Annotated in this window: 13 protein-coding genes; 2 read left to right on the forward strand and 11 right to left on the reverse strand. The window is 42.5% G+C overall.

The genetic code is table 11. From position 1 onward, the window contains the following. Positions 1 to 497 precede the first annotated feature (497 nt). On the forward strand, positions 498 to 914 hold the full coding sequence (locus AC4HAO_RS03130) for a hypothetical protein (RefSeq protein WP_491092989.1): 417 nt from the start codon (positions 498 to 500) through the stop codon (positions 912 to 914). 56 nt (positions 915 to 970) lie between these two features. On the opposite strand, the gene AC4HAO_RS03135 is transcribed toward AC4HAO_RS03130, so the two are convergent. The 5 genes from AC4HAO_RS03135 to metK all read right to left on the reverse strand — a co-directional run bounded on the left by AC4HAO_RS03135 (position 971) and on the right by metK (position 6,187). Then, on the reverse strand, positions 971 to 2,011 hold the full coding sequence (locus AC4HAO_RS03135) for an LLM class flavin-dependent oxidoreductase (protein WP_491134559.1): 1,041 nt from the start codon (positions 2,009 to 2,011) through the stop codon (positions 971 to 973). Positions 2,012 to 2,041: 30 nt separating this feature from the next. Next, positions 2,042 to 2,668 carry a nitroreductase family protein gene (locus AC4HAO_RS03140; RefSeq protein ID WP_491134560.1) on the reverse strand — a complete coding sequence of 209 codons (627 nt, stop codon included), beginning with the start codon at positions 2,666 to 2,668 and terminating at the stop codon, positions 2,042 to 2,044. A gap of 92 nt (positions 2,669 to 2,760) precedes the next feature. After that, positions 2,761 to 3,396, reverse strand: coding sequence for an SDR family oxidoreductase (locus AC4HAO_RS03145; protein WP_491134561.1), 636 nt, complete (start codon positions 3,394 to 3,396; stop codon positions 2,761 to 2,763). A 218-nt stretch (positions 3,397 to 3,614) separates the two neighbouring features. Further along, positions 3,615 to 4,874 carry a UDP-N-acetylglucosamine 1-carboxyvinyltransferase gene (gene murA / locus AC4HAO_RS03150; RefSeq protein WP_491092993.1) on the reverse strand — a complete coding sequence of 420 codons (1,260 nt, stop codon included), beginning with the start codon at positions 4,872 to 4,874 and terminating at the stop codon, positions 3,615 to 3,617. Positions 4,875 to 4,996: 122 nt separating this feature from the next. Next, positions 4,997 to 6,187 (reverse strand): methionine adenosyltransferase, encoded by a 1,191-nt coding sequence (gene metK / locus AC4HAO_RS03155; protein WP_491134562.1) that lies wholly within the window; start codon positions 6,185 to 6,187, stop codon positions 4,997 to 4,999. A 595-nt stretch (positions 6,188 to 6,782) separates the two neighbouring features. Between metK and birA the strand changes: the two genes are divergently transcribed. Continuing rightward, on the forward strand, positions 6,783 to 7,727 hold the full coding sequence (gene birA / locus AC4HAO_RS03160) for a bifunctional biotin--[acetyl-CoA-carboxylase] ligase/biotin operon repressor BirA (protein WP_491134563.1): 945 nt from the start codon (positions 6,783 to 6,785) through the stop codon (positions 7,725 to 7,727). Here birA and AC4HAO_RS03165 read toward each other — a convergent pair. The 6 genes from AC4HAO_RS03165 to leuC all read right to left on the reverse strand — a co-directional run bounded on the left by AC4HAO_RS03165 (position 7,702) and on the right by leuC (position 13,575). Continuing rightward, a complete protein-coding gene (locus AC4HAO_RS03165) occupies positions 7,702 to 7,917 on the reverse strand; it encodes a DUF3272 family protein (RefSeq protein WP_491092996.1) in 216 nt (71 codons plus the stop codon). The two genes, birA and AC4HAO_RS03165, sit on opposite strands and share 26 nt — an antisense overlap. Before the next feature lie 80 nt (positions 7,918 to 7,997). Continuing rightward, positions 7,998 to 9,671, reverse strand: coding sequence for a DNA polymerase III subunit gamma/tau (dnaX, locus tag AC4HAO_RS03170; protein WP_491134564.1), 1,674 nt, complete (start codon positions 9,669 to 9,671; stop codon positions 7,998 to 8,000). After that, positions 9,671 to 10,168 carry a GAF domain-containing protein gene (locus AC4HAO_RS03175; RefSeq protein ID WP_447451211.1) on the reverse strand — a complete coding sequence of 166 codons (498 nt, stop codon included), beginning with the start codon at positions 10,166 to 10,168 and terminating at the stop codon, positions 9,671 to 9,673. The genes dnaX and AC4HAO_RS03175 overlap by 1 nt, the downstream gene beginning before the upstream one ends. A gap of 499 nt (positions 10,169 to 10,667) precedes the next feature. Further along, a complete protein-coding gene (locus tag AC4HAO_RS03180; RefSeq protein ID WP_491092998.1) occupies positions 10,668 to 11,453 on the reverse strand; it encodes an L-threonylcarbamoyladenylate synthase in 786 nt (261 codons plus the stop codon). A 102-nt stretch (positions 11,454 to 11,555) separates the two neighbouring features. Next, positions 11,556 to 12,149, reverse strand: a complete 594-nt coding sequence (gene leuD, locus AC4HAO_RS03185; RefSeq protein WP_491092999.1) for a 3-isopropylmalate dehydratase small subunit — start codon at positions 12,147 to 12,149, stop codon at positions 11,556 to 11,558. Between the two features lie 37 nt (positions 12,150 to 12,186). Continuing rightward, positions 12,187 to 13,575 (reverse strand): 3-isopropylmalate dehydratase large subunit, encoded by a 1,389-nt coding sequence (gene leuC, locus AC4HAO_RS03190; protein WP_491093000.1) that lies wholly within the window; start codon positions 13,573 to 13,575, stop codon positions 12,187 to 12,189.

The raw sequence follows: 13,575 nt of genomic DNA on the forward strand, positions 1-13,575 counted from the left end.
TACGAGTTCGTTTGTGGTAAGATGGGTGTAGGTCATTTATGGTAGTTCCTCTCAGACAAATGTGGTGTTTATCTGAGCCTAACATAAATGGCTTTTTTCTGTCTAGCTTAATTTTACAAATTGGGGTTACAAAAAGTATATTACTACATTGAGATAGTTTGGTCAATAGAAGTGTTCATTCTCTACTATCTAATTTTTTAAGAGGTTATCACTTGGTGTTAATTCTAAATGATAAAGGAAAGAGACACGCACAAAATTCTGAAGCTGACAGCACAGCTAACTTGATAAGCAACGGTTTATAAACCTAAATCTGTTACTGCTTGCTGTCACCTCTTCTATAAACAATCTAGAGGGCAAACCAAGTTGGTCGTGTTATTTTGAGCTAGCTGTAGTGCTCCAGCTATACTGGGAAAATCTTTATTATACCTTAACTTTACATTGATTTTGACTAATAAATTTGCTAAACTAGCTATAATAAAATTTTAAGGAGTTTTAATATGAATACATCCACAAATGGTCTACGCACCTTGGCTAAGGCTAATGGTTTGCTGGGGGTGATTGGGGGAGTTATTGCCTGTATTTGTACGGGGATTCTAACTGTCTATATCTTAATGAACGGAAATGATGCAGAACAGTTGGCAAAAAGTGGGGTAGTATTTCTTTCTTTCCCCACTTATATCATTCGAATTGCCGCTCTAGTGATGGGAATTATTGCTACGGTTAAATTTAAAGCAAATAAAAATGTCCCCCTAGCAGCTCATATTTTGTTCATTGTGGCATTTCCGGCAGGGTTTATTTTGGGATTTTTTGCTGATCTGTGCATTATCATCGCTGGTATCATTTATCTGGTTTCACTTAAGAACTTTGATCAGCCTCAGGATCCACAGCAGCAAGCACCGTTTCCTCGGCAGTAATGTCAATCAAAAAGCCACCTTAAGTCATTTCACAGACTTAGGTGGTTTTTTTGATTTTAAAATGTATCGACCATACTTTTTAACAGTTTAAAAGAATGGCCCTGAGCCTTCTGGTCATAGATATAACTATTGACAATGAGCTCGTCAAAGTCCACCCTGTTTCTAAGTTGGTTCAGCTGTTTGGAAGCTGTCTCTGGACTGCCGATAAGAGAAATCTGCGACATCTGTTTAACAATTAATTTCTCACGATGAATAATATCCTTACGCTCAAACGCTATCGGTCCAAAGTGCGGAACCTTAGTTGCCTGAATATAGTCCTGCCAAACCGCTTCCTCGTCTTCAAGCGGAGGGAGAAGCCCACTGGGATCACCTGTAATAATACCAAGGAAAGACTGCAGCTGAGTAGTAGCCAGACGCTTGGCTTCTTCATCACTGTCGGCTAGTACTGCATTGGCTCCTAATATCACATAAGGCTCAGCCAGGCCTTCTGATGGCTTAAAATTTCTGCGGTAAATAGCTACTGCTTCCTCCATCATAGCTGGCGCAAAATGAGAAGCAAAAGAATAGGGCAGCCCTAATTTAGCAGCTAGGTAAGCACTATCTGTGCTTGAGCCGAGAATATAGAAGGGAACGGTTAAACCAGCTGCTGGATAGGCATGAACAGGGTTCGTATCTCTAAAATAACCTGCCAGCTCAGCCACGTCCTCTGCAAAATGAGGATTAAGATCATCAGTTCTGCGCAGAGCCCTAGCCGTTACCATATCAGTTCCCGGTGCACGTCCTAACCCCAGATCTAATCGGCTAGGATAAAGAGTAGCTAAGGTACCAATCTGCTCGGCCACAATGTAAGGACTGTGGTTAGGGAGCATAATCCCACCGGAACCAATACGAATACTGGTGGTATTGGCTAGGGCATGTTGCATGAGGAGTACCGTGGCGCTGGAAGCAATACTTTTCATATTATGGTGCTCAGCTATCCAAAGGCGGTTATAACCTAAATTTTCTAGCTTTTGTGCCAAGTTAACCATATCATCTATAGCTTCCTTGTAAGTTTGCCCTTGGCGCAAGGGCACTAAATTCAATACTGACAGTTTCATCTTGTCTTCTTTCTAATCTTTTGGGCAGATCTACTTAAATTCTGTAATCTGCTCAGCCTTAAGACGAACAGATTCGTGCCCTTGCTCTTTGGCTTTTCCAAGAGCTAGAATCATTACTGGGACATAGCGTTCTTGTTCTAAACCGAATGTTTGTGCCAGCTGATCAGCTTCAAATCCACCAATAGGATTAGTATCATAACCATGGGCACGTGCCACTAACATTAGCTGCATAGCCGCTAGACTGGCATCAATTTTGACAATGCTGGTCATAGTATCGCGATCCAAGCTTTGATAAAACGGAATGATTCTGTCTAATTGGGAATCACGAATTTCTTTAGACATCTTGCCTTCTTCTACTGCTTTATTATAGATCTCTTCACCGTATCGATAGCATTGTAAATCACCAAAGATCAAAACCATAGCCGAAGAAGTTTCATTCTGGATTTGATTGGTCTTTAGAAGAGGAGATAACTGTTGCTTTCCTTCTTGACTATCGATAACAATAAAACGCCATGGCTGCATGTTAACAGAAGACGGAGCTGTTGCAGCCTCATCAAGCATATCTAGTATCTCGTTGCGGGAAATTTTTACTGCCTCGTCATAGATGCGTATAGATTTACACCCTAAAACAATCTCATCAAACTGGTTCGTTTTCATTCTTCCTCCTGCCTATGAAAACCATTAAACGATTATTCTACAATCAATACACAACGGACCATCATTGATATATGCTGGGGGTTCCCAGCCGCTTAGAGCTTTTTCAAAGCTTCTTCTAAGCCAACCTGACCTTGTGTCATTTGGATAACCTTACCGATAGTATTATCATACTGAAGCAGCTTAGCTAAAACTGAAGCAACATCTGGAATCGGATTGCTGCCGACCTTGTTCGGAGCTAGATCTACTTGTCCTGTCCCTGCCTCTTCAACCAGTCCGCCTGGCTGTAAAATTGTATAATCTAAATCTGTCTGCGTTATAAGATAATTATCTGCAAAAAATTTCGCAATATTATAGTTGGTCAGTTGATCAAGACCGGTTTGATGCCATTTTTCAGGTTCTGTCGCAAACAAGGAACTCAGAAGGATATAGCGCCTGACGCCAGTTTGTTGGGCAGCCTGCATAGACTTGACAGCACCGAAAGCATCTGTCTGCAAGAGATCCTTTCCACGAGACCCTGCCATAAAATAGACAGCATCCATATCCTTAAATTTTTCAGCCATCACATCAGGATCATCATGCAGATCAAATGAAATAGGAATAACTCTATCAGCCACCTGAAGTTTGCTAACATCCCTTACACCAGCATAGATAGTGTGACCATCTTTTAGCAATTGTTGAGTCAACCCTTGAGCAACCCTGCCATTAGCACCAATGATAAAAATATTCATTTTACACTTCCTCCTTTAAAAATACTGAGATTAGAACAATGCACATATGAGCTTTGCAGCCATGCATAACCATCTTAACCTCCTAGGTATAATGTATTTTATGACTTCCTAGGCCATCTGTCAAAAATCTGGATTTTTGACAACATTTTCTGGACTATTTTATTACTAGTCAAGATAATAAAAAATCGACCCATTATTAAAATGAATCAGATTTTCTCTTATTCTTCTACTAAAGCAATATCAGCACCTAAGGCTCTCAACTTTTCAATAATATTGGCATAGCCACGTAGGATAAACTCAATATTGGTAATCTCAGTCCTTCCCTTTGCCATAAGGCCAGCAGTCACCAGCGCAGCTCCTGCTCGCAAATCGGTGGCCTTGACTGCAGCACCTGTCAGCTGACTTGGTCCATTATAGACAATCTGACCACCAAGTACAGAAATATCTGCTCCCATACGTGCTAATTCAGCAACATGGTTGACCCTTTTTTCATATATAGTGTCCTGAATCGTTCCACGACCGTCAGCAGTTAACAAGAGCGGTGTAATCGGCTGCTGCAAGTCAGTTGCAAATCCGGGATAAGGTGCTGTTCGAACAGAAATAGCCTTGAGGCCTTCTTGCTTTTCAACAAAGATCGCATCTTCATCAATGACCATGCGGACGCCCATTTCTTCCAACTTCGAGATAAAACTATCCAAATGCTCATAAAGAACATTGGTTATACGGATGCCCTCACCAATAGCCGCTGCCATAGCAATATAAGTTCCAGCTTCAATACGATCAGGAATAACTTGATGACGAGTTCCGCCTAGACGCTCAACACCATCAATAGTAATCATATTAGTACCAGCACCGCGGACTCGCGCTCCCATATTGTTAAGTAGAGTAGCAACATCAATGATTTCAGGTTCACGCGCAGCGTTTTCGATAACAGTCCGACCTTGCGCCTTGACAGCCGCTAGCATAGTATTGATAGTGGCACCGACACTAACGGTATCCATATAGATATGGGCACCTTTCATGGGCTGACCGCTAGTAGCCAAGCGCATAGCCTCATCTTCATAGGAAATACTAGCCCCCATGGCTTCGAAGGCCTTGAGGTGCAGATCAATAGGGCGGGGACCTAAATCGCAGCCGCCCGGTAAGCCGACCACGGCCTGTCCAAAACGTCCTAGCAGACTGCCATAGAAATAGTAAGAAGCCCGCAGACTATTGATTTTGCCAAAAGGCATAGGCATATCTTCGACACCGCGGGGATCAATTTCAAGTGTATCACCTTCTCGCTTGATTTTAGCCCCCATGATTTCCATGATTTCTACCAGACTGTCCACATCACTGATAGCAGGCACACCATCTAATGTTACAATATCATCTGCTAGGATAATGGCTGGAATCAAAGCGACAACACTATTCTTCGCTCCTGATACAGCCACTTCACCAGACAGTGGCCTACCACCATTGATAATAATTTTTCGCATACCCTATGTGTTCTTTCTATATCCTTGAATTCAACCTTTTTATTATAGCAAAGATTAAGGTTTTTGACAATAAGTCTGAATAGAAAAGGCAAAGCTCCGCCGAAGGAACTTTGCCGCTAATACTATTGACTGATGGAAGCTTTCAAGGCTTCAACCTTGTCCAATTTTTCCCATGGCAGGTCGATATCGGTCCGTCCCATGTGACCATAGGCAGCAGTTTGTTTGTAAATCGGACGCTTGAGGTCTAACATTTGGATAATACCTGCTGGACGCAGATCGAAAGTTTGGCGCACTGCCTTTTCCAAAGCTGATTCTGATACGATAGCCGTACCAAAAGTATCAACACGGACAGATACCGGATGAGCAACGCCGATAGCATAAGCTAGTTGAACTTCCGCTTTATCAGCCAAACCAGCAGCCACAATATTTTTAGCAATATAGCGAGCGGCATAAGAAGCAGAACGGTCTACCTTGGTCGCATCCTTGCCAGAGAAAGCACCGCCACCATGACGGGAGTAACCACCGTAAGTGTCCACAATAATTTTACGGCCTGTCAGACCAGAGTCGCCTTGAGGCCCGCCAATAACGAAGCGGCCTGTTGGGTTGATGAAAAACTTAGTTTGCTCATCCAGGTATTTAGCAGGGATGACTTCCTTGATGACTTGTTCAATAACGTCTTGGCGAATTTGCTCGTTGCTGACTTCTGGGTCGTGTTGCGTGGAAATAACCACTGTATCTATACGTGCTGGCTGGTCATTTTCATCGTATTCTACTGTGACCTGAGACTTGGCATCTGGGCGAAGGTAAGCAATTGTACCTGATTTACGTAGTTCTGCTAATTTCCTTACCAATTGGTGAGAAAGTGAAATTGGTAAGGGCATGAATTCAGGTGTTTCATTGACCGCAAATCCAAACATCAGGCCCTGATCACCAGCACCAATCAAGTTCAGATCATCTTCCTGACCTTGACGGGCTTCCAAGGCCTCATTGACCCCTTGAGCAATGTCAGTAGATTGTTCTACTAAAGATGGATGAACTCCAACAGAGTCAGCGGAAAAGCCATACTCTGCTTTATCATAGCCGATTTCAGCGATAGTCTCACGCACGATTCGGTTGATATCAATATAGGCTGTCGTCGATATTTCTCCGAAAACATGGACGGAGCCTGTATATACTGCTGTCTCAGCTGCCACGTGAGCATCTGGATCCTGCTTTAAAACAGCATCTAAAATAGCATCTGAAATTTGGTCTGCAATCTTATCTGGATGCCCCTCCGATACAGACTCAGACGTGAAAAGTTTACGTTCTGACATAAAAATGTCCCCCCTTATAAAATGTGAAACACTCACCGTTCATCACTTTTAGAGACGGCAAGCCAAACTGAAATATTGATATTTCAATTTCCTAAAGGGGCTGGGACAAAAGTCCTGCCTCCATAAATTAATTGAGATATAACAGTTTGACGCAGTAGTTGAATGACGTCCTTATCCCTTGCCTTGCAAGAGATAGTGGCTATACTAATCAACTGTGCGGAGGTGGGACGACAAAATCGAAATCGCAATTTTATTACGATTGACCGATTTTTGTCCCACTCTTTTTTGTCGAGTTACAAAGAACTGGCCCTGATAACGTACAACAGCTGCTAAGCTATAACTTAGAAATCCTCAGGCCACCTTTTCGGGACTCACTAACTCCATCATTTTATCACAAAAGACAGGAAGTTCCTATTTTTTTTCACAATACTCACTAAATAACTTTATTTAATGACTTAAAACAGCTTCTAAGACTAACCGGTTTATGATACAATCATAGAAAATAGAGACCGAGAGTCAGAGTATCAAATGAATAATTCTTAACTATTTTAAATAAACTGAAATACATCAGACAATCAACCACGAAGGAAATTCTATGAAAACTTATGAAAAGCTCTATAATTTATTATTAGCACAAAATAATAATTTCATCAGTGGCGAACAGCTAGCACAGAAGCTAGCTGTTTCTCGGACAGCCGTTTGGAAATCTATCAAAACTCTTGAGAGCAAGGGACTAGTTATCGATTCCTTAAAAACCCGAGGCTATCACCTAGTTCAGGGTGATCTACTTCTACCAGAGGTCATCGCACAAGCAACGGGAATAGCTGTCCACCTTAAAGAAGACTCCGCTTCCACTCAGGAGGATGCTAAAGAAGGGATACAAAAGGGACAATCTTCCCCCGCTCTTTATATAGCCCCTAATCAACAATCTGCACATGGCCGCTTTGAACGTCCCTTCTTCTCCCCAGAAAATGGTGGTATCTACATGTCTCTCCACCTCCAGCCTAATATTACTTATGACAAAGCACCAGCCTACACTCTCATGACAGCTGCGAGTATTGTCAAAGCTATTTCTAGGCTCAGTGGCAAGAACTGCCAAATTAAATGGGTTAATGATATTTATCTAGAGCAAAAAAAACTAGCAGGTATCTTAACAGAAGCTATTACCTCTATTGAGACAGGTTTAGTAACTGATGTTATCATCGGTGTTGGCTTAAACTTTTTTGTCCCCCAGTTTCCAGCTGATCTGACTGAAAAAGCCGGCAGCCTTTTTACCAGCCAGCCTGACATTAGTCGAAACCAACTGATTGGGGAAATTTGGAAGACCTTCTTTGAAACGCCAGAAAAAGATCTCCTCAAAGTCTATAAAGAAAAATCACTCGTTCTAGGTAAACGAGTGTCCTTTGTAGAAAATCATGTTAGCTATGCAGGCCTAGCTCGTGACCTTACAGACAGTGGACAGCTAGTCGTACAACTGGATAATGGCAAAGACAAAGTCCTAAATTCTGGTGAAATCAGTCTTTCTTCTTGGGAGACTTAGGAAGGGACTTGAGCAATTCTTTAAGGAGCCGATCAGCCAGATAGGCATTTTGTAAATTACGTATTAGTAGGAAAGCCCAAAAGGCAGCTATCCAAAAATGTCCTGTCAGCAGAGCATCACTGAAAAAATAGCTTTCCAGTGCACACCATAAAGCCATGCTGGTAAACTGTAATCTATTCATATACTTCATTATAGCAAAAAACCATCCAACTGGGTGGTTTTTTGCACAGAAAGAAAATTATAACTATTTAGTGACAATATCCTTCCTTTTTAATCTTCTTCAATATCAATCTTGCCAGAGAGAAATTCGAAACCATCCGGAATAAGTCCTTCTTGCGGAGTTTCTTCTTCTACTGCTGTTTCTTCCTTTGAACCTCGCATTTTTTGAGCAAATTCTGTACGAATTTCTTCAAAATCAGCTTTTGGCACTGCCATGATTTGGGGCGAGAAGCCGGCAGCCTGACTCATGATATTGCCAAAGACAGTATTTAAATCTGTCCTTTTCATAGCCTGTTCAGCATTGAAGGCAGCCTGAAAGGCTAAGATTGCATTCTCACTGTTGGCTAAAACAGGCTCCGATCCCAGCAACAAAGCTCTATCCTGCGGACCAATAGAATCCAAAATTTCATTCCAAGAGCTTTTTAAAGCATCCAAATACTGGCGAGACTGTTGACTATCTGCTACAGTTTCTTCCATTATGGTCAAAATCTTAGCCTTATCAACCTTAAAGGTGAAGCTTGTCTTAACCCTGGGCTTACTAATCAAAGCAGGAAGAGCCGTGTCTGCTTGAGCTACCTGCTCCTTGAGCTGGGCAACTTCTTGTCTTAACTGTTTAAGTTCGACTTCTAACTCTTCTGAGATGTCAGTCCTATCAGAATGTTGGACATGTTCAGCTAGTCTCATCGTTAGCATTTCTGCATAGATCTTAGGCTGGGTGCCATTCTTAATTTCAGGCAGATAGTCTGTTACTGTCTCAATCATAGCAAAAACACGTTCTTGAGGAAGAGCTGTATTAGCCTGAAAGACTCGGCTAGTTCGTTGAACCTCTCCTCCTACCTGAACCATAAGTATGTCTCGTAGGTAACCTAGCAGGTCTGTAGCGAGGCGACTCATACTCTTACCACTGTCAAAAATGACTTGCAAGTTTTCCAAAGCAGCTAAACTATCGTGCTCTGCCAACTTAGCGACATAATCATCTAGAGCTTGCTGGCCGACACTGCCTGTAATTTCCTCGGCAATAGCTTCAGTTATTTGGTTGTCAGTAGATAAGCTTAGGGCTTGATCCAGAATTGACAAAGCATCCCGCATCCCGCCCTCAGCTTGGCGGGCAATCAGTGTCAGTGCTTCATGTTCATAGGCAATCTTTTCACGCTCTAAAATATCGGACAGATGCTGACGGATAGCTACCTGTTTGATAGCCTTAAACTCAAAACGCTGAACTCGAGACAGAATAGTTGCGGGAATCTTATGCAATTCCGTAGTAGCTAGAATAAAGACAACATTCTCAGTCGGCTCCTCTAAAGTCTTAAGTAAAGCATTGAAAGCCCCTGTTGAAAGCATGTGAACTTCATCAATAATATAGACCTTGTGGGTTGCTCGGCTCGGCGCATAAGTTGACTTATCGCGAATTTCCCGAATCTCATCAACACCATTATTAGAAGCGGCATCAATTTCAATGACATCTTCCAAACTGCCTTCTGTAATATCGCGGCAGATATCACAGGTGTTGCAGGGCTCGCCATCCACCTGATTAGGGCAATTCATGGCCTTAGCAAAAATTTTAGCAACACTGGTCTTACCGGTTCCGCGGGGACCTGAGAAGAGATAAGCATGGCTGATTTTCCCAGAAGCTACGGCCTGCTTAAGCGTTGTTGCCACTACTTCTTGTCCAATTAGTTCACCAAAGCTCTGGCTGCGGTATTTACGATAAAGCGCCTGATACATTACTTTCCAACTCCAAACATGGCAAAATCCCATTCTGTCTTATCCACAAGAATGGCAACAAACCTCTCCAGATAGTCCTGATCAATTTCATCGTAATCACTGACAAGCGAAGAGTCGAGGTCTAAAACACCTAATAAGCGGTCCTTATGGTACATGGGAACAACAATTTCTGACATGGCAGCCGAATCACAAGCAATATAATTAGCATGCTTGGTTACATCTTGAACAAGCAAAGTTTCATTTTTTTGAGCAGCTTCGCCACAAACCCCTTTTCCAAGAGCGATATGAACACAGGAAACATGTCCTTGAAAAGGGCCTAAAATCAACTCACTACCATCATACAGATAGAATCCCGTAAAGACCGAGTTAGGCAGTCCCTGACGCAGGAGAGCCGAGGCGTTGGCCAGATTAGCAAGGGCGTTAGTTTCACCTTCTAATAAGGCTTCTAACTGCGCTAAAAGTAAATCGTATTGTGATTTTTTTTCTACATTTGTCATAGGGTTATTATACCAAAAAAGACTGAGCCGAGCGAATTTAGAGGTGCAAAAGAAAAGGAAAACTCTTGAAACCTGCTGGCGCTAGACAGGAAAATCGAGCCTTTGAATTTTAGTTTTGACACTAGATCAGCAAATAATCCCCCTTCAGTAAAGACACTAAAATTTGACAGCCATAATGCTTTTATATCATTGCTTTATGAGCTTAATAAGGCTGTCTTATTTCTTATTTTTGCTTTTTAAGGACGTCATGTCCTACTTTATTAAATTTAAAATAAATTCCCTTGCAAAAATAGTCTGTCTCAAAAATCAAAATTTCCAAAGGGCTTCTATTTTTCTGTCGGAAATTGTCCCCAGCAAAGTCCTTATTGCTATCTTATTCAATTAAACTCAAACGGCACAACTGAGTGAAAAAGAAAAATCCACCTAGAATTTCCAAGAATCCACTGGTGAATTTCCCAATTTCATTTTACTTGCCGTGAAAAGGTTCGTGTAAATCTAATTAATAATATTCGCCTTGGCGATAATTCCATGAGTTAAAGATATCTGATAAGTTCATCATGATCTTATCAATGTCCAGACCTTTGCGAATAACGACAGGACAGTTGTCAATTGAGCGACTGCCCTCACCTTGTTCAGGGATCAACTTACCATCTTTATCCACCATAGACACCATGACTCCTTGTTCATAGCGGGTTTCAATTGTCTTATCCGGTTGGATTGAAGCTACATAGTCATCAGCCTCAATAACCAAGTCGACTGACGATTCAATGCGTTCACCAATTCCTTCGACTTTACCGCGGTTACCCTTACCTGATGGGTTAGCAGATGAGGCATAAACCATCTTGCCTTCTTTTTCCCACATTTCTTTGGCAATCTGCTCACCTGCAACACCAAACTTGATGACAAAACATGAGGTACCACGGCTGTCAGTCATTAACTCTTCACGCCCATCACCAAAGGCTTGGAGCTTAGCGTAAGCATCTTCACGCCATGGAAGGATACAACCCAGAAGGATATCTTCATCCCAATGTTTTTGGTAGAAGCGTTCAATTTCAGGTGTTAATTGTGCAAGAGCACGAAGTTCGTCCATACTGCCGCAAAGGACAACTCCTGGTTTATTGCGATTACGGTTTTTAGCTTCAAACTTGCGTTCCAAACCAGCCTTATCACTGGTCATAATGATGTAACCAACCTTTGTTGGGGTTACAATACAACCACCATCGCCTTTAAGAATTTCAAGGCCTTCTTGGTTAAGGCTTCCATCCCATTGAACATGTTTAGTCATAAAATAGTTTCTCCATCTAAATCAATTATCGACCTGACCATTTTAGCATGAAACAGGTCCTTTTTCAAGTAATTTTCTGAATTTTCAAATACCAATTCTGATTCAACCTTGCCAGTAACTCGGACGATTTCTCTCGTATTCAGCAATCAACTCTTCGTACTGAAGTGTAATACCGATATCGTCCAGCCCATTTAGGAGTTTGTGTTTCCAATCACCATCGATCCCAAAGCTGAACTCACCGACGGGGGAATTGATCTTTTGTTCATAGAGATCAACCGTCACTTCATCCGTCGGAGACAGTTCTGCTAGTTTTTGGCGAACCTCAAGTGGCTGAACGATAGGCAAAATTCCATTGTTGAGGTCGTTGTTGTAGTGAATATCACCGAATGAGCCGGCGATAATCACTTTAAAACCATAATCAGCCAAGGCCCAGGCCGCGTGCTCACGCGATGACCCAGCACCAAAGTTGTCCCCTGTGATCAGGATTGTCGCCTTGCGGTAGGGGGCAGTGTTGAATACAAAGTCCGGATTTTCTGTGTAGTTATCATCTAGATAACGCCACTCATACATGAGGTACTTACCAAAACCTTTCTTATCAATCAGCTTGAGGAATTGCTTGGGAAGTATTTGGTCAGTATCAATATTATCATTCATTAAAGGAACTGTTGTCCCTGTATAGACTGTAAATTTTTCCATAAATTTATTATTTGCTGGTTTTTAGCCAGCCCATCCTTTACTGTGCTTCTGGAAGTTGACGGACATCGACAAAACGACCTGCAATTGCAGCTGCAGCCGCCATAGCAGGGCTACAGAGATGAGTTCTAGCGCCTACACCCTGACGATCCTCAAAGTTACGGTTGCTGGTTGATGCTGCATGAACTCCAGATGGGACCTTGTCAGGGTTCATCCCCAAACACATCGAACAGCCTGGATCGCGCCATTCAAAACCAGCATCCATAAAAATTTTATCCAGACCTAGATCTTCTGCCGCTCGCTTAACTGGCCGTGACCCTGGAACCACAATAGCCGTTAGATTCGGAGCAATATGTTTACCCTTAACAAAATCTGCCGCTACCTTGAGGTCGCTGAGACGGGCGTTAGTACAAGAACCCAAAAAAACATACCCGAGCTCAATATCTTTAATGTGTTCACCTGGTTTAAGATCCATATAATTATAGGCACGCTCATCATTCATATCACGAATCTCAGGGAAAGGTTGGTCATAAGCCACACCCATGGATGGATTAGTGCCCCAGGTTACCATAGGGGCAAGCTCTGAAACATCCACCTCAATGATTTTGTCATATTTAGCATCAGGATCTGATACTAAAGTCTTCCAATCCGCTACAGCTGCTTCAAAATCTTCACCTTGAGGTGCTTCTGGACGCCCCTTGACGTAATCAAAAGTAGTTTGATCTGGATTCATAATCCCCATCTTAGAGCCAAATTCAATAGACATGTTGCAGATGGTCATACGTTCTTCCATGCTCAAAGCCTCTACGGCTTCACCAACATACTCAACAACATGGCCGACACCGACGGCTACCCCATACTGGGCAATAAGAGCTAGAACATAGTCTTTCGAATAAACGCCCTTTTGCGGCTTCCCGATAAAGCGGACCAAAAGTTTCTTAGGCTTTACCTGCCAGATGGTTTGGGTCGCAAAAACATGCTCAACCTCGGTCGTACCGATACCAAAGCCAATGGCACCAAAAGCGCCATGAGTAGCTGTGTGGCTATCACCACAGACGATAAACTTCCCAGGCTGAGTACGGCCGCTTTCTGGCCCAACCATATGGACAATCCCCTGATTTTCGGAGCCATGAGGGGCGTGGGGAATCCCAAATTCTTTAACATTACGCGCCAAGGCATCCATTTGGGCTTTGGAAATAGCGTCACGAATATCATAAATATTAACTGTCGGCACATTATGATCAAAGGTTCCAAAAGTCAAATTCGGCCGGCGCACTTGACGATCAGCTTCGCGCAGGCCATCAAAGGCCTGGGGACTAGTTACTTCATGGATATAATGCTGATCCACATACATCAGCTGGGGCTCACCTTCATGTCCCGTAATGACATGACGTTCCCATACCTTATCAAATATTGATTTTCCACTCAT

This window comes from Streptococcus sp. ELY_137, assembly GCF_058314515.1.